This window comes from Flavicella sp., from assembly GCF_029238425.1.
In the GTDB taxonomy this organism is placed as follows: domain Bacteria; phylum Bacteroidota; class Bacteroidia; order Flavobacteriales; family Flavobacteriaceae; genus Flavicella.
This window is the reverse complement of the sequence record NZ_JAQWGB010000073.1, coordinates 37351-59965: the sequence shown is the minus strand read 5'-3', so window position 1 is coordinate 59965 and position 22615 is coordinate 37351. Positions and strand designations below refer to the sequence as shown.

Annotated in this window: 22 protein-coding genes; 19 read left to right on the top strand and 3 right to left on the bottom strand. The window is 32.4% G+C overall.

Annotated features, from left to right (window positions below; genetic code table 11):
- Nucleotide 1: 1 nt before the first annotated feature.
- The 14 genes from P8H68_RS05280 to P8H68_RS05215 all read left to right on the top strand — a co-directional run bounded on the left by P8H68_RS05280 (nt 2) and on the right by P8H68_RS05215 (nt 11009).
- Complete coding sequence (locus P8H68_RS05280) at nt 2-199, top strand: hypothetical protein (protein ID WP_300322338.1); 198 nt, start codon at nt 2-4, stop codon at nt 197-199.
- A complete protein-coding gene (locus tag P8H68_RS05275; protein WP_300322337.1) occupies nt 196-636 on the top strand; it encodes a cupin domain-containing protein in 441 nt (146 codons plus the stop codon). The genes P8H68_RS05280 and P8H68_RS05275 overlap by 4 nt, the downstream gene beginning before the upstream one ends.
- A gap of 100 nt (nt 637-736) precedes the next feature.
- Nucleotides 737-1447: a hypothetical protein gene (locus P8H68_RS05270; protein ID WP_300322336.1), complete on the top strand. Its 711-nt coding sequence runs from the start codon at nt 737-739 to the stop codon at nt 1445-1447.
- 27 nt (nt 1448-1474) lie between these two features.
- A complete protein-coding gene (locus P8H68_RS05265) occupies nt 1475-1879 on the top strand; it encodes a VOC family protein (protein ID WP_300322335.1) in 405 nt (134 codons plus the stop codon).
- Complete coding sequence (locus P8H68_RS05260; protein WP_300322334.1) at nt 1851-2339, top strand: amidohydrolase family protein; 489 nt, start codon at nt 1851-1853, stop codon at nt 2337-2339. The genes P8H68_RS05265 and P8H68_RS05260 overlap by 29 nt, the downstream gene beginning before the upstream one ends.
- Nucleotides 2340-2359: 20 nt before the next feature.
- Nucleotides 2360-2554 carry an amidohydrolase family protein gene (locus P8H68_RS05255; protein ID WP_300322333.1) on the top strand — a complete coding sequence of 65 codons (195 nt, stop codon included), beginning with the start codon at nt 2360-2362 and terminating at the stop codon, nt 2552-2554.
- Nucleotides 2555-2648: 94 nt separating this feature from the next.
- Entirely contained in the window at nt 2649-3212 is a 564-nt protein-coding gene (locus tag P8H68_RS05250; RefSeq protein ID WP_300322332.1) for a TetR/AcrR family transcriptional regulator, read from the top strand.
- The gene (locus P8H68_RS05245; protein WP_300322331.1) at nt 3205-3780 is read left to right on the top strand and encodes a TetR/AcrR family transcriptional regulator; all 576 of its coding nucleotides are present in this window, start codon (nt 3205-3207) and stop codon (nt 3778-3780) included. Before P8H68_RS05250 ends, P8H68_RS05245 begins: the two co-directional genes overlap by 8 nt.
- Nucleotides 3781-3860: 80 nt before the next feature.
- Complete coding sequence (locus P8H68_RS05240) at nt 3861-4283, top strand: SRPBCC family protein (RefSeq protein WP_300322330.1); 423 nt, start codon at nt 3861-3863, stop codon at nt 4281-4283.
- A gap of 183 nt (nt 4284-4466) precedes the next feature.
- Nucleotides 4467-5900 carry an amidohydrolase family protein gene (locus P8H68_RS05235; protein WP_300322329.1) on the top strand — a complete coding sequence of 478 codons (1434 nt, stop codon included), beginning with the start codon at nt 4467-4469 and terminating at the stop codon, nt 5898-5900.
- Between the two features lie 348 nt (nt 5901-6248).
- A complete protein-coding gene (locus P8H68_RS05230; protein ID WP_300322328.1) occupies nt 6249-7361 on the top strand; it encodes a glycosyltransferase in 1113 nt (370 codons plus the stop codon).
- 66 nt (nt 7362-7427) lie between these two features.
- Complete coding sequence (locus P8H68_RS05225) at nt 7428-8330, top strand: glycosyltransferase family 2 protein (protein ID WP_300322327.1); 903 nt, start codon at nt 7428-7430, stop codon at nt 8328-8330.
- Between the two features lie 10 nt (nt 8331-8340).
- Nucleotides 8341-9639 (top strand): deoxyribodipyrimidine photo-lyase, encoded by a 1299-nt coding sequence (locus P8H68_RS05220; protein WP_300322326.1) that lies wholly within the window; start codon nt 8341-8343, stop codon nt 9637-9639.
- 62 nt (nt 9640-9701) lie between these two features.
- Nucleotides 9702-11009, top strand: a complete 1308-nt coding sequence (locus P8H68_RS05215; RefSeq protein ID WP_300322325.1) for a polysaccharide deacetylase family protein — start codon at nt 9702-9704, stop codon at nt 11007-11009.
- 2 nt (nt 11010-11011) lie between these two features.
- Here P8H68_RS05215 and P8H68_RS05210 read toward each other — a convergent pair whose 3' ends face one another.
- Complete coding sequence (locus tag P8H68_RS05210; protein WP_300322324.1) at nt 11012-11695, bottom strand: ATP-binding cassette domain-containing protein; 684 nt, start codon at nt 11693-11695, stop codon at nt 11012-11014.
- A gap of 158 nt (nt 11696-11853) precedes the next feature.
- Here P8H68_RS05210 and P8H68_RS05205 point away from each other — a divergent pair, with 158 nt between their 5' ends.
- The 5 genes from P8H68_RS05205 (at nt 11854) to P8H68_RS05185 (ending at nt 19758) form a co-directional block, all read left to right on the top strand.
- Nucleotides 11854-14910, top strand: coding sequence for a tetratricopeptide repeat protein (locus tag P8H68_RS05205; RefSeq protein ID WP_300322323.1), 3057 nt, complete (start codon nt 11854-11856; stop codon nt 14908-14910).
- Nucleotides 14911-14943: 33 nt separating this feature from the next.
- Nucleotides 14944-16653 (top strand): TonB-dependent receptor, encoded by a 1710-nt coding sequence (locus P8H68_RS05200; RefSeq protein ID WP_300322322.1) that lies wholly within the window; start codon nt 14944-14946, stop codon nt 16651-16653.
- A gap of 224 nt (nt 16654-16877) precedes the next feature.
- Nucleotides 16878-17696 (top strand): oxidoreductase, encoded by an 819-nt coding sequence (locus P8H68_RS05195; RefSeq protein WP_300322321.1) that lies wholly within the window; start codon nt 16878-16880, stop codon nt 17694-17696.
- A 4-nt stretch (nt 17697-17700) separates the two neighbouring features.
- The gene (locus tag P8H68_RS05190) at nt 17701-18834 is read left to right on the top strand and encodes an MBL fold metallo-hydrolase (RefSeq protein ID WP_300322320.1); all 1134 of its coding nucleotides are present in this window, start codon (nt 17701-17703) and stop codon (nt 18832-18834) included.
- 9 nt (nt 18835-18843) lie between these two features.
- The gene (locus tag P8H68_RS05185) at nt 18844-19758 is read left to right on the top strand and encodes a helix-turn-helix domain-containing protein (RefSeq protein WP_300322319.1); all 915 of its coding nucleotides are present in this window, start codon (nt 18844-18846) and stop codon (nt 19756-19758) included.
- 19 nt (nt 19759-19777) lie between these two features.
- Here the strand turns inward: P8H68_RS05185 and P8H68_RS05180 are convergent, their stop codons facing one another.
- Both P8H68_RS05180 and P8H68_RS05175 read right to left on the bottom strand, forming a co-directional pair.
- A complete protein-coding gene (locus tag P8H68_RS05180; RefSeq protein WP_300322318.1) occupies nt 19778-20269 on the bottom strand; it encodes a hypothetical protein in 492 nt (163 codons plus the stop codon).
- Nucleotides 20270-20279: 10 nt separating this feature from the next.
- Entirely contained in the window at nt 20280-22538 is a 2259-nt protein-coding gene (locus tag P8H68_RS05175; RefSeq protein ID WP_300322317.1) for an FUSC family membrane protein, read from the bottom strand.
- Nucleotides 22539-22615: the final 77 nt, after the last annotated feature.

Sequence of the window (22615 nt, the reverse complement as noted above, 5' to 3'; positions counted from 1 at the left end):
CATGAGCAACACAATAGACTGTCCAACTTGTGGCGGAAAATCAAAAATTATAGAAACTAATGGAGAAAATTGCTTTAAGGTCGTTGACAAGGTTGAACTCTTAAAAAAAGTAATTAAACTCAAAAAAGCGATGACAAAGTTTCAAAACGAGGCCACATTATTAGAAGAAGAATTGAATCAATTAAAAATAAAGAAATGAAAGAAAAAGAAATCATTAAAAACGGAGAAGGAAAAAACTATAACTATTCTCAAGATCATTGTTTTGTGAAACTTTCATCGCATCATACCAACGGCGAATTAAGTTTTGTTGAAGATACTCTTAAGCCTGGTTTTTATTTAGGCAGACACCATCATAAAATTATGACGGAGGTATTTTATATACTAGAAGGTACTGTAGAATTGATATTTGATGATGAAACAATTATCGCTACAAAAGGAGATACTATAACAGTTCCACCAAATGTTTGGCATGCCGCAAGATGTACAGAAGGAGGCAAAATGCTAAGTATTTTTAAAAATGGGCAATTTGATCTTTACCTAGAAAAATTAGCTCAAATGGCGGATGCTGATTTTGAAGATGCAGAATTAATGGCTTCCATAAATGCTGAATTTGATATATATGAAGATAGGAGCTAAATTAGAATGTTTATCATGCCTTGGTTATCTGTAAATCGTGTTTTTTTTAGAAAAGCTCAAATAAATAAGGTATCCAACTTTAGAAATCTAACAAAAAGAAATGAAATTAAGCGGTATAGTATTCTTAACTGTCGTTCTATCTTTTACTAGCTGCGATCAACCTTCAACAATTGAAGGGCTATGGGTTGTAAAATCTGTAATGGTTGGTGAGAAAAAAATGACACCCAATGCGAGATGGACCCGTTTTCATGCGGATCAAACACAAGAATCAGGGAACGGAAGATTCCAACATTCCTATGGATTATGGGAGCTGAATCAAAACAAAAACGAGCTATTTATTATAAACACAAACGGACTTGAAGACTCAAACCCTCCTTTTATGATGACGTTGGGCGCAAATGAAATGATTTGGGAAAGAATCGAAGAAGGACAGCATATTAAAGTACATCTAGAACGTTCTACTCAATTACCTGAAACCTATGCTGATAAAATACTTGGTTTATGGCTATTAGAAAAAGCCACTGGTAATGGTCCTTATTTTATGGAATCCGACACAAATGAAAATAATGAATATCTTTTTATCAGATGGGATAAGCGCTTTGTTATTGGAACCAAAAAAGGAAAAGTTCATGGTGTTTACAATGTTCATGGCCACAAACCTGAGCTAGAACTAATTCCTTATAGCACCCCACTCAAAAGAGATTTTTGGCGTATTGAATTCGCAGAAAATCTAATAACACTAAAACTTTTGAATTCTGATTCTCTTGTTACAAGACAATTTAAAAGAGTTCACAAATTTCCAAATAAGTAAATATTTCTATATTAATATTTTACACAAATGCTTCCTTTTAAAATAAACCATATTGCCATTTCTGTAAAACAAGTGGATCTTTCCTTTGAGTTCTACAACAAAGTATTTCAGTTCCAAGAAATTAAAAACACAGCTTCTAATTCAAAAACGAGATGGTTGTCCATTGGTGATGGTAAACAACTGCACCTTATCCCCCGACCACAGGCAGAAATAAAAACAAACAAGGCTGTTCATTTTGCTTTATCAACAGCTGATATTGCTTCTTTTATTTTATTTTTAAATAAATTAAAGATCCCCTATACGGATTGGAAGGATACACCTAGTAAAGATTATATTCGACAAGATGGAATCAAACAGGTTTACATTCAAGATCCGGATGGATATTGGATTGAAATTAATGATGATGGAAGACGGTTATCTAGATGGTCATGAAGGAGAATGGATTCAAAACCCTGAAACAATTTCAGAACTTTTTGATATTTTTTGGCCTTTAGAATACCAGATACATATTCATGTAAAAGGTGACAAAGGCATGAATGAATTGTTAAAAGTTATCGAAAGAAAAATGAAGGAATTTCCTAGAGAGGACCACCGAACAACCATCGTTCATTTTGCAAACTCTACTGACAAACAAGTAAAAAAACTTTCTGAGCTTGGTTGTATAATAAGTGCAAACCCATACTACGTAACTGCCTTTAGTGATAATTACTCAAAAATTGGTTTAGGGCCTGAAAGAGCCTCAGCAATGGTTAGATCTGGAACAGTTGAAAAATACAATATCCCTTATTCCCTTCACTCTGATCTCCCTATTGGACCTTCTGATCCCTTGTATCTTGCTTGGTGTGCTGTCACTAGAAATCATTGCATGGCAATGTGCATCGCCCGGACCTAGCCCTATCCATCCATGGTGCCATGAGAGGTATTACAATAGAAGCGGCTTATTCATGGAGAATGGAAGATAGTATTGGTAGTATCAAAAAGGATAAAATAGCCAATTTTACTATCATCGATAAAAACCCGTATAAAGTTGCCCCTGATGCTTTAAAGGATATAAAGGTGTGGGGAACCGTATTTGAAGGAGAATTATTTCCAAATGAAATAAACTAATACTATCAAGAATTAAGTACATGACAAACTAAAACTCATATCTGAACGCCATTTTTTTTCTAAAAATTTGAATTGACTACATTTGAAATAGATTATGCGATACAAAGAATACAATACCAATAATGTACTAGAAAAGTCAATTAAATTATTCTGGGAGAATGGTTTTAGGGGGTGCTCCATCAATGAAATTGTTCAAACAACTGGGGTGAACCGCTTTTCTTTATACCATGAGTTTGAAAACAAGGAAGGGATCCTGTATGCTTCACTTCATTTATACAAAAAAAGGTATTGTCAAGAAAAACTTGATCTGTTAAAGGCTGAAGGAGAATTACCTGAAATTTTAAAAAACTTCTTTTTAAGCTTTATTGATGAAAGCAATGCAATACCGGGATGTTATTTTATTCATATCGCAACGGAACTAGCGGACAAAGACAAAAAAATTAAGGTCTTGGTTGATGACTATCTATCGGATATCGAAAATAAACTCAATATGCTGCTTCAACGAAAAGGTGTTTCATCTGATAACTCTAATTTGCTTGCACGTCATTTTCTTGGTTTGTATTGTACCGCAACAAGTTTTTGCCTCATCCACTCAAAAGATCAACGTGAAAAACATATAGAAACTGGTATTAACGTAATTTTAAAAAAACATGGCTAGAGAATTATCACATTCGTACAATGAACTCGTAGAGAAAGCTCAAGAAATTTTTTGGCTTCATGGATTTAAAGGAATTAGCGCTAAAGAATTGGCAGAACATGTCGGTGTTAGTACCTCCACTATTTACAATAAGTACCCAAAAGAAATGCTTTTCATTGACTCCTTAAAATACTATACTTCTAATTACTCTGATCCCTTTCTTCAGCAATTAAGAGAAACGACAGAAGGCCTAGACTCTTTAAAAGATTTTTTTTATTCAATTATCGAAGCTTTACTTGATAAAACCTTTCCAAAAAGTTGTTTGATGGTCAATACGATTGTTGAAATGCGTAACGAGAATAGAGATATTATCAATAAGTATGAACAATATTTCCAGATCCTCACAGACAGCTACAAAGTAGTACTAAGAAAAGCCTATAATTTAGGGCAAATTAAAAATGAAAACAGCATAGATACTTATGCCGAGTTTTTACTTGGAATTATTTTCAGTCTTAGTATTTTGTACAAAATAAAACCAAAGGATGAATTGCAAGCTTATATAGATGAACAACTGAATTTTATTCGCTAATTCTTTTAACTGAACGCTGTTTTTTTATGATGGAACAAGCAACCTTATTTTTGTTGTATTAACCATTAAATCTAATTATTATGACAGAAGTAGTAGTAAGCAAAAGAATTCAAGTACCAGCGAACAAAGTATGGTCAACATTATCCTCATTTAGAAACATTGAAGCCATTTCACCCATCGAAAGGTCGGAAACTGTAGGTGAAGGTGCCGGTGCCAAAAGAACATGCTACATGCCAGATGGAGCAATGATTCATGAAGTTTTGGAAAAAGTAAACAACAACTCCATGGAAATGCAGTACAAAATAACGGAAGGACCTTTTCCTATAACTGGATATGTGAGTAATGTAAAAGTTGAAGCTCTAGAAAACTCAGGTTCTAAAGTTACTTGGGGTTCTCAATTCGAAACAAATGAAGAAACAAAAGCAGCAATGATCGAATTATTTGAAGGTTTCTACCATGTAATTATTGATAGTTTAGAATCCATGATTCTTAGTCAAAATTAACCACCTATGATCTCATTAAAAAAGCTCCTTATAAGGGAGCTTTTTGGGTTTTGGCAAATATCCTTTTTTAAAATTTTTTGATCGACATGCTATGCATCACTTATTTGCCTACTTTTAGGTTTGAAAGATTATCTAATCAGAAGTATCTAGGAAATACTTATTAAATCAACCATAAATAGTTTTATGAAAATACTTAAAGGACTTTTAAAAATTATTGGAGTACTCTTTGGAGCGATTCTAATTACTATTATGATTAGTCTTTATCTAGATTATCAAGGAACTAATTATTTAAAAATTGACAAGAATGAATTAGGTTCCAGCACTACTTTTCTTTTGACCAATGTCAATATAATTCCTATGGATCAAGACACTGTTTTAATAAATAAAATGCTCCTTGTAAAAAAGGGAATTATAGAACAGATTTCTGACAACATCATTGCAAATGACTTAGAAGTTATTGACGGTAAAAACAAATATTTAGTTCCTGGGCTTATAGATATGCATGTACATGTTTGGGACAGATATGAACTTGGTTTGTATTTATCAAACGGCGTTACCACAATAAGAAATTTATGGGGTATGCCTGCTCATTTAAGAATTAAGAATGATATTGCAAATGATAAAATAATAGCTCCAATATTTTTCACAACAGGTCCCAAATTAACCGGACACGAATTTATTGGGGACGATAATATAAATTTAAGCAATATTGTGGATGCAAAAGAAAAAGTAATTTCTTACAAAAACAGAGGCTATGATTTTATCAAAACTTATTATGGTTTGGATAAGGAAATTTTTGATGCTGTTCTGGAACAATGCAAAACTTCGGAAATCGATATTGTAGCACATCCATCACAAAAAGTGCCCTTTACATATCATTTAAACACCCAGATTAAATCTATAGAACATGCTGAAGAAATTGTACAACAACCATTGCAATTTGATTTAGACTCTTTGAAATTACAACCCATAGTTGATGCCATTGCACAATCCAAACACACCAATTATTGTCCGACTATTACTGTATTCAACAACATCTACCAAATGATGTTAGATGCTTCCATTTTAGACTCAGAATTGGCATCATATATGAATCCACTCATAAAAAAAACAGATAGTAAAAAACAGTTTGAACGTTGGTCCAACACTAAGAAAGAAGACCTCGCATCTGTTGATAGGATTAAAAAACAGCATGAATTTCATTTGATGATTGTTAAAAAACTTCATGATGCACATGTGACTCTCATTTGTGGGACTGACTCGGGAATCGGTGTGACCACTCCAGGATTTTCAATTCATAAAGAATTGGCATTTTATAAAGAAGCAGGTCTCTCAAATTTTGAAGTTTTGAAAACGGCAACTGTTAACGCCTCTCAAACACATGCAATTATGAATCAACTTGGGACAATTGAAAAGGGAAAAATTGCAAACTTTATTTTAGTAGATGAAAATCCACTTGAAACTCTGTCCTCTTTGAAGAATCCGACTTTTGTTTTTGTAAAAGGTAGAATGCTCGACAGAGAAACTTTAGATGCTTTTGATGGAAAAGCACAGAAAAGAAAAAACGTAATAGCATCAGCTATAAGATATTTAGAATACTTACTAGTTGAAAGGTAAACACAAACTATTCACTCCATTTTAAGGAGAAGAGACTCCAAAAATCAGAGGAACAACAAGATATTATTTATTGGGAATCACACTGGTATCAGGGTACTCCTTGAATAGATTCTGAAAATAAATTCAGAAACCTACGGACGATTGTATTTAAAAACGAGATCAATTCATTTGCACATATATCGAGAATCAAAAAACTTACGAAAACCCGCTTTCAAACTTTATTCGGTAAAAAGCCTTAGTCCTTTTAGATATTTTACATCTACGAATTTATATTTTTTTATTCCTAAGACGAATATGAAATTTATTGAGTATTTTCGAGCTTCATAAAAACTCAATATTTTATTCAATTTGAAACGTATAATTGTCTCTGTCTTAAACGATCTAGAAACGGATCAACGAGTTCACAAAGTTTGTACTACACTTTCTAAAGCAGGTTATAAAATAACTGTCATTGGATATACATTGCACAAATCTTCTCCGCTAAATAGAGAATATGAAACCAAAAGAATGCGTTTGTTTTTTAGCAAAGGATTTTTATTCTTCGCAGAATTCAATCTTCGTGTATTTTTCAAAATTTTCTTCCTTAAGAAAGACATTCTACTAGCCAATGATTTGGATACCCTTTTACCTAATTTCATTATTTCAAAATTAATGAAGAAAAAGTTAGTGTACGATAGTCACGAACTATACACAGAAGTTCCAGAATTAATAAATAGACCTAGAGTGCAATCAATATGGCTTGCCATTGAAAAGTTCATTTTTCCCAAACTAAAAAACGTAATAACTGTAAATAAAGTTATTGCTGAAATCTATGAGAAAAAATATAACGTCCATGTTATTGTCATAAGAAACATTGCGCCAATGTTAAAAAACAAAAACAAAAACATTGAACTTAGTAGAGAGGTAAAAGGAAATCATAAAATGTTAATTCTGCAGGGTGCTGGAATTAATATAGATCGTGGTGCGGAAGAAGCTGTTGAAATGATGCAATACTTGGAAAACATGAAATTATTTATAATTGGTAGCGGACATGCTATTCCTAAGTTAAAAAAGATAGTTAGCAAGTATAAACTCCAGTATAAAGTGCAAATATTAGGTAGAATAGATTACGCTTCTTTAATGGAATATACTAAGATTTCCGATCTTGGATTATCTTTAGATAAAAACACAAACCTTAATTATGAATATAGCCTGCCTAATAAGATCTTTGACTATATTCAAGCGGAAACACCATTATTAGTTTCAAATAGAAAAATTGTCGGAGAATTAGTAAAAAAACACAACATTGGATTGGTCTCTGATTCACATAATCCAAAAAAAATGGCAAGCCTTGTACAAGAAGCGTTGAATAACGAAGCTCAATACAATATTTGGCAAAAAAACTTACAATCTATTTCTGATAAATATAGTTGGGAAGAGCAAGAAAAAACTTTACTGAGTTTCTATAAAGGGATTATTTAAAGCATCTATTGCTAAAAATATAATTACCTTAGCGTTTATCCTTAACTCAAGTTTTTCTTTTTTCTCATGTTATCTATTTGCATCCCTATATATAATGTAAATGTTGTCCCCTTTGTAAACGAATTGTTGCTAGAAACGAGTCAATTCTCTAGTTCCACAGAAATAATTTTGATTGACGATGCCTCTAATAATGATTACCGAGCAAAAAATGAAAACCTAAATAAAATCACTAATTATATACAATTAAACCAAAATATTGGAAGGGCCAAAATCAGAAATTTATTTGTTCAATATGCAAAATATGAATATCTCCTTTTTTTGGATTGTGATGGACGTGTAATAAGTCCTTTTTTTATTTCGTCTTACCTTGATATCTTCAAAAGAGAAACACAAAGTTCTGTGGTTTGTGGAGGAAGAATGTATCCAAACTTAAAGCCTTCTAGAAAATTTCTTTTAAATTGGGAATATGGTTTAAAAAAAGAGACAATGTCTTTAAATAAAAGGAAAGCCAAACCATACAATTCTTTTATGACTAATAATTTTGTTATTAAAAAGTCTATTTTAAAAAAAATTAAATTTGATGAGAGTATACAAAAATATGGTCATGAAGATACACTATTTGGTTTTTCATTACAGCATCAAAACATTGAGTTAACACATATTGACAATCCTATTTTAAATGCTGATTATGAATTGAACAGTGATTATTTAAAAAAAGTTGAGTATAGTATCGATAATCTGATTTATATATTAAAATCATACCAAGATCAAAACCAACTTATCCAAAATATAAAAATCCTAACAATATTTAATATCATAAAAAACAGAAATCTGCTGTGGCTATTAAAGGTTTTGACTTATATTAGTGCTCCTCTTTTGAAACTAATGCTAATAAAAGGATACTATTTTCATATATCAGTGCTTAATTTTTATAAACTAGGACTACTCAACAAAAAAATCAATCGATAGAAATCCTAAAATGCAATCAAAAAGGCAAACAACATTTTTTTGGTTTCGAAGAGACCTAAGACTCCATGACAATCATGGCCTTCATAAAGCACTACAAACAGGGCTTCCAGTAATCCCCATTTTTATTTTTGACGAAGAAATCATCAACGAATTGCCTGAAAATGATGCACGTATTCGTTTTATTTATGAATCTCTAGAAAAAATTCAAAAAACCTTAGTAGAACATAATTCAAGTTTACTTTGCATCAAAGGAAAAACGAAAGAGGTGTGGAAAAAATTGATTGAAACTTATGAAGTGGACGCTGTTTACACCAATGAAGATTATGAACCTTATGCCATAAAAAGAGACATCAATATTTGTCAACTGCTACAAGAAAAAAAAATACAGTTTCATTCTTTCAAAGACCAAGTGATTTTTGAAAAATCAGAAGTTGTAAAGAATGACGGACTTCCTTATACTGTATACACTCCCTACAAAAACAAATGGCGAAATATTTTCCATGGAGTTTCTTTAGAAAATTATAGCGTAAATCATTGGGATTCTTATCACAAAAATCATTATGACCTACCTAGTTTAGAAAGTTTAGGATTCAAAAAATCTTCCATTGAAGTTTTACCCTACGCTATTGATGATTTGCATGATTATGAAATAGAAAGAAACCTTCCGTATATAAATAAAACAAGCTACTTAAGTCCACACCTAAGGTTTGGTACCGTAAGTATTCGTGAATTAGTAGTACAATTAAAACACAATGAAGTTTTTCTAAACGAGCTCATTTGGCGCGAGTTTTTCATGCAAATTTTATATCATTTCCCAAAAGTGGTAGATCAGAATTTCAAATCTAAATACAACCACATTGAATGGAGAAACAACAAAGAGGAATTTGAAAAATGGAAAACAGGAACCACTGGTTATCCTTTTGTTGATGCTGGAATGAGAGAACTTAACCAAACCGGTTATATGCACAATCGAGTGCGTATGATAGTAGCAGGTTTTCTTACCAAACACTTATTAATTGACTGGAGCTGGGGTGAGGCTTATTTTGCCGAAAAACTATTAGATTATGAATTATCATCCAACAATGGTAACTGGCAATGGTCGGCTGGAACTGGTTGTGACTCGGCTCCTTACTTTAGAGTTTTTAATCCTACTGAACAAATTAAAAAGTTTGACAAAGAATTGAAATACATCCGTAAATGGATCCCCGAATTTGATAGTCTGGAATATCCATTACCCATGGTAGATCACAAGTTTGCAAGAGAACGTGCTCTAGCTACCTATAAAATAGGTTTAGCTAAAGCAGAATAATGTCCTCATTATTTTTTACTTTTAACAACAATCGTCTTTAATCTCATAATAAATAAAGCCATTTGAAACCAATAATTATTTACAGCGATTTTATAAGCAATCGTCTGACTTTCACCTTGGATGTTATTTTCAAACATGTGCTTTTTGTAGATTATATTTTAGTGACTAAAAAAGAGTTTTTAAAAGTCTCTAATGATGTTAAAATCAACTATAGCAAAGAATCTCTTGAGGATGCTATTCAAATTACACCGCATCAAATAACCTCTGAAACTGACTTTCAAGAATATAGTCCAGAAGTATCTTATTTTAAAGACATTGCATATATTTTCAAAACCGCCTCAGATAAATCGATCAACTATGATTTATTTGCCAGTGTTTTCTATATGGTAAGTAGATATGAAGAATATTTCAAAACGAACCTAGATAACCATGGAAGGTTCAGAGCAGAAAATAGTCTGGCTTTTAAAAATAATCTTTTAGAAAAACCAATCGTCAATATTTGGATCAAAGAATTACAAACCTTGATCGAAACCAAATATCCAGATTATAGATTCCCTAAAAAAGAATACCAATACATCAACAGCATTGATATTGATGTAGCATATTCCTATAAAGGAAAATCAAAAGGTTTATTAGCAAGTAGTTTCATCAAAAACTTGCTTCAAGGGAATACGGATGAATTAAAAAACAAACTTGCGTTTTTTACAAAAAAAACAGAAGATCCTTATGATACCTATGCAGTTTTCAAGAACATCAATGAAAAAAATAAAAACGCCAATCTATTTTTTATTCAAGTAGGGAATTACGGAAAGTTTGATAAAAACCTGCATCATAAATCTCCTGAATTTCAAAATTTAATTAAAGAATTACATCAGGAAAATGAAATTGGTTTACATCCCTCCTACGCATCTAATAAAAATCCACAACTGATTGGTGTTGAAAAAAAGAGGTTAGAACATATTTTGGGAGAAAAAATAATTAAAAGTAGGCAGCATTTTTTAAAGCTTCATTTCCCAGAAACTTATGAAAATTTAATCCATGAAGGCATTGAACATGACTACACAATGGGTTATGCCTCTAAAATAGGTTTTAGAGCTGGAATTTGTAATCCCTTTCCCTTTTTTAATCTCAAAACAAATGAGCAAACAAATTTAATGTTGCATCCATTTCAAATAATGGACGGAACTTTAAATGGCTATATGCAATTGACTCCAGAGGAAGCCCTCGCAAAAAGCAAAAAAATAATACATAGTGTAAAAGCCGTTGAAGGAACTTTTATTTCCCTATGGCATAATTCCTCTCTTTCGGAACAAAATGAATGGAAAAACTGGAAACGTGTTTATACGGAGCTTGTAGCTTTCGCTCAATAATATTATGCCCCTTGCTGCACCACTTCAAACAACTCGCCCCCTTCACATTTGATGGTTCTTTGCTGAAATTTTAAGATCAAGGCATAATCGTGAGTTGCCATTAAAATTGATTTTCCGCTTTTATGAATTTCACTCATCAGCTCCATCACTTCTATAGAGGTTTTTGGGTCTAAATTCCCAGTAGGCTCATCTGCCAAAATTAAATCTGGGTCGTTTAACAAGGCTCTTGCAATGGCAATTCTTTGTTGTTCACCTCCAGACAACTGGAAAGGCATTTTATAATCTTTGGTTTTCATACCCACCTTATCCAATACTTCACTAATTTTATCTGCAATCAATTTGGCGTCTTTCCATCCTGTGGCTTTCAACACAAAACGAAGATTTTCAAAAACCGTTCTATCATTTAACAATTTAAAATCTTGAAATACTATTCCAATTTTTCTTCGTAAAAAAGGAATATCTCTGTCTTTTAATTTTTCTAAATCAAAACCTACAATTTCACCTTTCCCTTGTTTTAATTGAAGATCTCCATACAAGGTTTTCATCAAACTACTTTTTCCAGAACCTGTTTTTCCTATCAAATAAAGAAATTCTCCCTTTTTAATATTCAAATTAACATCAGATAAAACCAAATTTTTATCTTGATAAATTGCAGCATTTTCTAAGTGTAGTATTGAGCTTCCCATGTATGAATTTTAGTGTTACAAACTTATCGAATTCAAAAAGAACTTCCAATAAAAATAACTGTTTGTATAAGTTTGAACCCTAAGCCAATAAAACTATCCTTGGATGCGTTGTTATATAGGAATATTATTTATTTTTGAGCAACTAAAAATTTGCCTAGATGCACCCATATAAAATTTTCATCACTGTTTTAGCGCTGTTTTTCTCTTTGCTAAGCAACAGTCAAAAATCGGATAAATTTACGCATCCCTTATACGACTTTGAACAAGGTCTAGAATTATACAATAATGATATTTATGAAGCGGCTTTCAATGCTTTTTCTAGAGCTTCAGAAAATTTAAAAAATGATCCTTCTGCCACCGAAGATTGTGCTTATTACTTAGCTATTACCGCGGTTAAATTAGAAAAAAAGGAGGGTGAAAATATGTTGTTGGACTTTACGACTAAATATCCAACTAGCAGACATAAAAATAAAGCCTATTTAGAAGCTGGGAATTATTATTACAATCATGGAAAACCTGCAAAATCTTTAAAATGGTTTCAAAAAGTTTCTCCAAAATACTTGACAGCAAAAGAAGAGGATACGTATAATTTTAAAATGGGGTACGCCTATTTTTCTAATAAAAAGTATACAGAGGCGAAACAATATTTTTTACCTCTCACCAATTCTAAATACTATACAGCGGAAGCAAATTATTATTACGGATATATCTCCTACGTACAAGAAGATTACAACACAGCTCTTAAATATTTTGACAAACTAGAGGGCAATAAAAGGTATCGCAAAGAGATTTTATATTACAAGATGAACATCAAATTTCAAAACAAGAAATTTGAAGAAGTCGTGGTTATCGGAAACGATTTGTTAAAAATCGTCCCTAAAAAAGAAGTCTCAGAAATTTCTAAGGTTGTGGGTGAAAGCTATTTTTATTTAGGACAATATGATCAGGCAATTGTGCATTTGAAAAATTACCGAGGTAGAAAAAACAGATTGGTAAATGAAGATCATTATTTTCTTGGCTATTCCTATTACAAAGTAAAGGATTACGAAAATGCCATTTTGCGTTTCAACCGTATTACCAAAGGAAAAAACGAAGTAGCCCAAAATGCCTACTATCATTTAGGGGCCTGTTATCTTGAACAAAATAAAAAAAGTGAGGCATTAAATGCTTTTAAAAACAGTTCTGAACTAGATTTTAACGAAGATATCAAAGAAGATGCAGCTTATAACTATGCAAAACTTAGTTATGAAATAGGAAACCCTTATAAAAGTAGTGCCGAAGTTTTACAGGATTATGTAGAAAACTATACCACCTCCTTAAATGCGAGAGAAATCAACAAACTGATTATTGACACCTACAACTCTAGTAGAGATTTTGAAGGGGCTTTGACCTATTATCAAAGAAGAGAATTGGCAAAAGACAAAACCTTCTACGAAATTACCATGCATAGAGGAATGCAATTATTCCAGTATGCAAAATACCAAGAGGCATTGACTTATTTTAAAACTTCAAGTTCTCAAGCCTTATCAAGAGAGGTACAATCCAAATCATTATTCTGGAGAGCAGAATGTTCTTACCGATTGAATGATTTTAAAACAGCTCTTGCTGATTATAAAAGATTCCAGAGATTATCAGCTTCCAAAAAAACAACAGAATATAAAGACATCAATTATTCTATTGGATACACTTATTTCAAGCTCAAAGATTACAGAAGGGCGAAATCAAGTTTTACGGCATATGTAAAAAGCGCTAATGACGATGAGGTCAAACGCAACGATTCTTATATTCGATTGGGAGACTGTAACTTTATCTCTAAAAGTTACTGGGAAGCTATGGAAGCTTATAATAAAGTCATTGAACAAAGAGGAATTGATGATGATTATGCGCAGTACCAAAAAGCCATCAGTTATGGATTTGTTAGAAGAAATGACAGTAAAATTGAGACTTTAAAAGATTTTGACAATCAACACCCTAAATCTTCTTACAAAGACGATGCTTTATATGAATTAGGAAATGCCTACATCAGTGCCAAAGAAAATGACAAAGCCATTGCCACTTACGACAAACTGATAGAAAACTACAAAACAAGTTTATACATCCCAAAGGCATTATTGAAACAAGGATTGATTTATTTCAACGATAACAATACAGACAAATCTATTGAGAAGTACAAATATGTTGTAGCCGAATACCCAAATGCGAAAGAGGCACAACAAGCTGTTCAAAATGCCAGACAAGTATATATTGATATTGATAAAGTTGACGAATATGCTGATTGGATTCGAGAAATCAAATACACTAAATTTTCTGATATAGACTTGGACAATGCGATGTATGAAGCTGCAGAAAAAAAATACGTGAACAACGAATTACTTCCAGCCACTCATAGTTTTAAAAAATACTTGATTAATTTCCCAAATGGTATTCATGCCATGAAGGCAAATTTTTACAGCGCGCAAGCCTATTTTAGTTTAGAAAATACAGAAAAGGCAATTCCTAAATATGTTCATGTTGTTGAACAAAACTCAAATGAATACACAGAACAAGCTTTAGCTAGGTTGGTGCAAATTTATCTTGAGAAAAATTCTTGGCCTGATGCCATTCCTTATTTAGAAAGACTTGAATTGGAAGCCAACTTCCCTCAAAATGTTTTGTTCGCGCAAAGTAATTTAATGAAAGCCATGTACGATCAAGAAAAATATAAAGAGGCTGTCGTCTATGCCGAAAAAGTTTTAGAGCATAAAAAAGCAGATGTTCAAATCAAGGCAGATGCTACTATTTTTATTGCACGTTCTGCGATCAAAACTAACGATTTAGAAAAAGCTGAAAAAGCTTATTCTGAGGTTTCCAAAGATGCCAAAGGAGCTCTAAAAGCGGAAGCTCTTTATTATGAAGCGTATTTTCAAAACAGAGCAGGTAAATACAAAGAGTCAAACAAAACAGTTCAAGACCTTGCCTCTAAATATGCAAACCACAAATATTGGGGAGTTAAAGGTTTGATTGTGATGGCTGAAAATAATATTGGATTAAACGATGCCTTTCAAGCGACTTATATTTTAGAAAATATCGTTAAAAATTATGGACAGTTCGAAGAACTAACCGCTGAAGCAAGTCGTATTTTAGAACAACTAAGAACTGCTGAAAAATTTAAGAACAAAGCAACTGACACCATCGTACCAGAGAAAAAAGAAACAGAGGAATCTACTGAATTTTAAAAGGATTTTCTCAACACACAAGACACATAAACAATGAAAAATATTTTTATTTTACTGCTTTTAATTTCCGTTTCGGTTTTTTCTCAAAAAGAAAAAGACAGTGTAAGCACAGAGGTAATTAATGTAGTTTCTTCTTATAAACCTACTATTTCAGATGCTTTTAAAGCAAATGAAACACCAGATATTTCTATAGAAACTAACGACAAAAGCAATATGCAATATGGGATAAAATCACATCCTATCAAATCGGTTTTCAAACCTTATTCTGGCGGCTACAAGTCTGCAAAAACCAACTATAAAAAATCAGAATACCCAGACTATTTAAAGGTTGGTTATGGAAACTACGGAACTCCCTTAGTGGAAGCTTTCCTTTACAAAAGAAAAAAGGAACATGAAGGTCAAGTTTTTTTATACAACAAAGCTTCCAATGGTGGAATTAAAGATGTTGTTCTAAGCGACAGTTATTTGAATACTAAAATTGCATTGAATTATAAAAATCATAAAAAGGCACAGACTTGGGAAATTGGAGCCAGTTACCAAAGAGACATGTACAATTGGTATGGAATTCCGGATGATATGCTTGTTTATCAAGATGATGTAATTGCATCTATTAACGAAAAACAAATTTACAATCACCTTGTTTTAAAAGGAAGCATTCTTCTAAAACAAGAATGGATTTCAGAAAATGAAGCTCGTTTGGAAAAATTCTCTGACAAGCATGGAAGCAATGAAACAAGATTTTATTATTCTCCAACTTTTACCTTTCCGATTCAAGAAACAAAGGTAAATACAAAAGTTATTTTAGATATAATTCACGGAGAATTTGAAAATGACTATTCCAATACCATGGCAATTAATTATGGTTTTTTAAACCTAGGTGCAGAAGCCGCTTATCCTATTGAAAAGGAAAACTTATATATTTCATTAGGGGCTAAACTTTTATACAACTCAGATTTAGAAAACAAAAAAGGGCGTTTCTTTATCTACCCTGATATCCATGCCAACTTTGCTCTGATTGACGAATTATTGAATATTTATGGAGGTTTCACAGGTGGTCTGATTCAAAACTCATACCGAAGTATCGCTAACGAAAACCCTTATGTTTCACCAACCTTAAACATCAAACCCACCAGCAATGCCTTTAAATTATTTGCAGGATTCAAAGGAAAAATGACCTCAACTATTTCTTATGATGTAAACGCATCTTATTCTCAAGAAAAAGACAAATTATTATTCCGTTCCAACCAAAATTTAACCGATGGAACCATGGCTGTGACAAAAGGATATCAAGCAGGAAATTCATTTTATGCCTTATATGATAAAGTAAGTACTTTAGGTTTATACGGACAGTTGGCAGCAACTTTAGCTAAAAATATTGAAACTGGAGCATCTATCTCTCTTTTCTCTTATTCTATGGATAATGAAGCTGAAGCTTGGAACTTACCTCCTTTTATGGCGTCAATTTTTGGAACTTACTCTTTTGGTAAATGGAATACAAAAGGAGAACTTTTTACAAAAGGACCGAGAAAAGATTTGTTGATCGCATCAGACGGAACAGAAACTCCGGTTGAATTAGATGCTTATGTCGACATCAATTTATCTGCTGATTATACTTTTAATAGAAAATGGAGCGCTTTTATAGAGCTGAACAATATATTAAACACCAACTATCAAGTATATTCTAATTTCCAAGTTCAAGGATTTCAAGTATTGGCAGGGGCTGTATACCGTTTTGATTTGTAAGAAGTTTCTATATACTATTTTTTCTTAGGCTTTACTCCTCAAAGTAAGCCAATGTCTTAGATCAAATAAAATGACACTCTTTTGAAAAAGAGTAAATCAGTCTATTCTCATTTTTTAGTTTTAAATTAGAACAGTAAAAAGTATTCAATTATCAGTAATTAGAATACAAGCATTTTTTTCAAATGCAATAATTTTACAACGTATAATTGTTAAACCTATAAAGGATGAAAAAAGTAATACTAATAACCGGAGCTTCTGCAGGAATGGGAAAATCCACTGCTAAAATTTTACAGCAAAAAGGACATATTGTGTATGGAGCAGCTAGAAGGTTAGATGCCATGCAAGATTTAAAAGAGCTTGGCGTACAAACGCTTTCTTTAGATATCACTCAAGAAAACTCAATTGTGTCTTGTGTAAACACCATTCTTGAAAAAGAAGGAAAAATTGATGTGTTGGTAAATAATGCCGGTTACGGTTCTTATGGTGCCGTAGAAGATATTCCAATTGAAGAGGTGAAGAGACAATTTGAAGTAAATATATTTGGACTTGCACGAATTACTCAATTGGTATTACCAAAAATGAGAGAACAAAAGTCAGGTAGAATAGTAAACATTTCATCGATGGGTGGAAAAGTCTATGCTCCTTTAGGTGCGTGGTATCATGCCACAAAACACGCTTTAGAAGGTTGGAGTGATGCTTTGCGACTTGAACTAAAAGCTTTTGGCATCGATGTCGTTATTGTAGAACCTGGAGGTATTAAAACAGATTGGGGAACCATCGCTGCAGATAATTTAAGAAAAACATCTAGCAAAGGTGCCTATGCAGGTTTTGCCAATAGAACTGCCGATACCATGGTTGAAATGTACACCAATAATAGCCTTACACAAGTAGATGTTCTCGGAAAAACCATTGCCCATGCCGCTGTTACAAACAAACCTAAAAGGCGTTATGTGAAAGGTTTTATGGCGAAACCTTCAATTTTTATTAGAAAATGGTTCGGTGATGCGTTATTCGATAAAATACTGTTGAGTCAATTTAAATAATCAGATGTTAAAAAAAACACCTTCAAAAATAATGATCGGAATTCTCGCAACAGTTACTATTCTAGTAGTAGCCTATCTATTATTCAATAAATTTTATCCTAGTCTAGGTGCTGATATCACAGAGCAAAGAAAAGCTTTGTATGAAAACTCTAAGCAATACAAAGATGGAAAATTCAATAATACAGAGGCAGTCCCAAAAGACTTGAGTTTTAATGAAAAATTAAAACTTGCTTATACTTTTTTTACCACTAAGGTTCCTAACGGACGGCCGAAAAAAGATTTAGACATCATAAAATTAGATTCTACTAATATTGCAGATTATCACGAATCTCCAAGAATGGTGTGGTTTGGTCATTCGTCTTTCTTGCTACAAATGGAAGGCAAAAATATTTTATTAGATCCAATGTTTGGGCAAGTCGCTGCTCCTCATGATTTATTGGGAGAAAAAAGGTTTAATGAAGAAATGCCATTGGCGATGGAAAAACTACCTCAAATTGATGCAGTGATTTTTTCTCACGACCATTATGATCATTTAGATTATCCTACCATTCAAAAAATAAAACATAAGGTAAAGCATTATTATGTTCCACTCGGACTCGGTGCTCATTTAGAAGCTTGGGGTGTAGAAAAAAATAAAATCACTGAAATGGATTGGTGGGAAGAAACACAATTTGAATCCTTAACGTTAGCCTGTACTCCTGCACAACATTTTTCCGGAAGAAAACTCAATAACAACCAAAGTACTTTATGGAGTTCGTGGGTGATAAAATCTTCTAGCACCGACCTATTTTTTAGTGGTGATAGCGGATACAGCAGCCACTTCAAAAAAATTGGAAAAAAATACGGCCCTTTTGATTTAGCATTAATGGAATGCGGTCAATACAATGAAAAATGGTCTGACATACATATGATGCCAGAAGAAACCGCTCAAGCAGGAGTGGATGTAAAAGCGAAAAAAATAATGCCAATACATTGGGCTGGGTTTAAATTGGCTCTGCACGATTGGAAGGACCCTATCCAACGTGTAACCAATAAGGCTGATGAACTTAATTTAGAAGTCATCACTCCAAAAATTGGTGAAAAAATAAATATAAAAGAGAACAACCATGATTACAGTTCGTGGTGGAAAGAACTATAATCTATTGACATGAAAGAAATTATTCAAATCAATTCAATTTCAGATTCTCACGAATTTCTAGGCCTGGATAAACCCAAACATCCTTTGATTTCTGTTTTAAGAACCTCAACCGTTTTAGAAAATTTTGATGTAGATAATTTTAAATACTCCTTAGGTCTCTTTCAAATTAGCCTAAAGGTAAATTGCCCCTGCTCTATTGTTAGCTATGGTAGAAACTCTTATGATTATCAAGAAGGAGCCATGATTTTCACAGCTCCAAACCAAGTGTTAGAGTTTAAAAAAGAAGAAGTGGTTGAAGACAACGAGGGTTGGACGCTTGCCTTTCATCCAGACCTAATTCGTAAATCAGAATTAGGAAAAAACATAGAGAAATTTAATTTTTTCAGTTATGCCTCCAACGAAGCTTTACACCTATCAGAGGAAGAACAAAAAACAGTAACTGAAATAGTTGCAAAAATTGAAAAAGAATTTAGTCAGAATTTAGATGCTCATAGTCAAACGCTCATCATTTCAAATTTAGAGTTATTACTCAATTATTGTGTAAGATTTTATGACAGACAATTTTACACAAGAACCAACTTAAATCAAGATATTGCTAGTCGTTTTGAGCAACTGATCAAGGAATATTATTTTTTAGAAAAACAACTAGAATCGGGCATCCCTACAGTACAATATTTTGGAGAACAAATGAATATGTCTTCTAATTATTTGAGTGATTTACTAAAGAAGGAAACGGGGCAAAGTACTCAAGACCATATTCATAAATTCATTATTGAAAAAGCAAAAAACAGATTATTGAACTCCAAAGAAAGTGCCAGTCAAATAGCCTATAGCTTAGGCTTTGAATATCCACAATACTTTAGTAAAATTTTCAAGAAAAAAACGAATATGAGCCCAAATGAGTTCCGACATCATTTGAATTAATAAAAAAATTCCTTTTTATCTAATCCAAAAGCAAACTCAACGAATTCAAATAATCATTCCCTATTGCCAGGGTACTGATTTCAGCATAATCGCAAAAAATTGATTCTCCCCAATGTGCATCTTCCGTCAAAGAACGGAGTTCAAAACCGTTTGATGTCACGTTGATTATTTTCCCTACCACCATCTCTTCTTCATCATCAGTATCAAAATGAATCAATGAATTTTGCTCCATGATCTTAGAAAACAACTTTTCAGATGAATTTAATTCATAGTTTTCTTTGATTGTGAGTTCGGGATACTTTTTTGCAAATATTTTTTCTTTAAAAATCTCACCTTCTTCTCGTAATATTTCGTCCACTTTCGTTTTATGAATAAAACGACAACCTTCTGCAATAAAATCGTTTTGATTGTCAATCATCAAAATCCACTCCTTGCCTTCTTTCTGAAAAACACCAGTTACCTCTTCATCCCAGTCTTCAATTAATATTGAGTATACGTTATTTACTTTCATAGCTAAAGATTTATACATTAGAATCAGATGTTATTTTATTCTGATACACAGATATTTTTTGAATTAAATTCTCCGATAAAGTATACAAATACGACAATTGCTCCAAAATTACTTGCGTCTGACGTATTTCTAAAGATACTTCAGATATTTCTGTTTCATTGCTTTTATCATCTACTGCAATCTTATCATATTTATGAGTGAGCTCTTGAAACTTTTTTTCGAAAGAATTTTTAGCTTCAATGATTTCATTTTCTTCGTGAATTTTACTCATTTCCTGACCGCGTATAACTTGCCTGGCATTGGTTAAATTATCAACAATATTAACTACAAAAACAGAAAACTGATCGGAATGCTCATACAATTCATGTTTTCTAACAAAGGTTCCTAGTGAGGCTAAAGACGATAAAAATGTATTTGCCAACACCACGATATCATAAATTTCAGAAAAATATTTTCTTTTATTTTTAGGTTCTTGAGTCATTCTTTGAAAAGCAGAGTTCAACTCGCCCATTGCTAAAAAAGAATTTTTTCTTGACAATTTATAATCCTCAATATCCATTAATTTCCCATCATATACCTTTTCAATATTTTTTAGATATACTCTATTTGAAGCAAGGGTATCCAGCACAGAATCATATACGGTCATAAACTCCCACGATGGAAATAAAAATAAATTTGCCAACATCGCTATTCCTCCCCCCACAAGTGTATCAATAATTCTAAACTGGATGGCATGCAATACATTCGGACTATACATTGCGTACATAAACACAATATGTAGGGTAATAAACATGGCAAACGTTCTATAATTCAGCTGTACTAACGCGAGAGCCAAAATCAAACTCAAACCTGCTAGAATACCAAACACCAAAGTACTATCTACCAAATAAACAACCCCCAAAGCTATAACCGCTCCTAAGAAGGTACCAATCACACGGTGCTTCATTCTTTCTTTGGTCAAACCATAACTCGGACGCATGATTACAACAAGCGTCAATAATATCCAATAGGAATTTTGAATTTCAAAGAAATGCCCCAACAAAAAACCAAACACCATCGCTATAGAAAGTCGCAATGAGTGTCTAAATATGGAAGACTTCAAACTAAAGTTGACAATTAGTTTATTCCATCCATAATCTTGAGGAGTTAAAAACCGAATATCCGTATTTACATTTTGTGTCAGTTTATTATTCCTGGTAATCACATTAAGAACCCTCTCTAATACTTTTATCTTTTTTACTTGCGTTGATTGATATTCAAATAAATTAACAAGCATGTAAAATCCATCTCTACCATCAACTTCACCTTCATTATCTTTATAAGTATCTATTGCTTTTTTAATTGCCTTCAATTTTACATTTAAACCCTTATTGACTTTGACTTTTTCATCTCTAATAATAACTTTAGAAATATAATGTAAATGCTCAGCCATTTCATCTATCAAAGCCACAAACGGTGTGATATATTCTTGTTTATTTTTAAATATTTTATCAACTTTTTTATAATTGATAGGATTTGCAACTGCCAATTCCAACATATCTACCAATTCTATAAAAATCATCAACTTTCTTCGAATCCTATTAGAAAGACCTGATTTCTCTCTACTTGTTAAAAGAACATCCCTAAGGGTTTCATGTTTGGTGGTAAGCTCGGCTTGTAAAGTAAAAAGTTTGGTATTGAGTTTTTCTCTTTCTTTTTTCTCTACCAATAATTTTGACCGTGTTTCTAAAAACTCTGCGGTCAAAGTCATTGTATCCGAAAGCAATTCCTCAATATACATCTTTGGGTTTAAGAAATTTGCCATACTTGCAATGAGTAAATACCATATGCCTCCAACAAACACATACATGGTATAATCTAAAACAGACATATGTACATAAGTATGAGCAAAACTAACTACCATGGCCATCAAACCCGACAAAGAGACCAAAGAAGCCCTAAACCCATAAACGGAAATATAAGAAATAGCAAAAGTAAAAATCCCTAAAACGGGCAGTGCCACCCAAATATTAGAGGCAACATATCCTATAACCAAAGTAGCTAAGGTTGTTAGGATGATAGAAACCAACATTCCATAAGTTCTATGTTTTACACTACCGGGACTATTTGTAGGGGCATTGTAAAAAACACCTAATGCTATAGCAAAACCAATATGCGCCGCATCTAACACAAAATGAAACAACAATATTGGCACCAAAGAAGCTATTATAAAAGTTACACCTTTATAAAAATCAGCACTGATAATAAAACGTCTAATCGTGTCTAACATGAAAACTTTATTCGCATAGCAAAGTTATAAATGTTATCAGAACTAGTTGCATTATATTTGAATAAACAACACAAAAA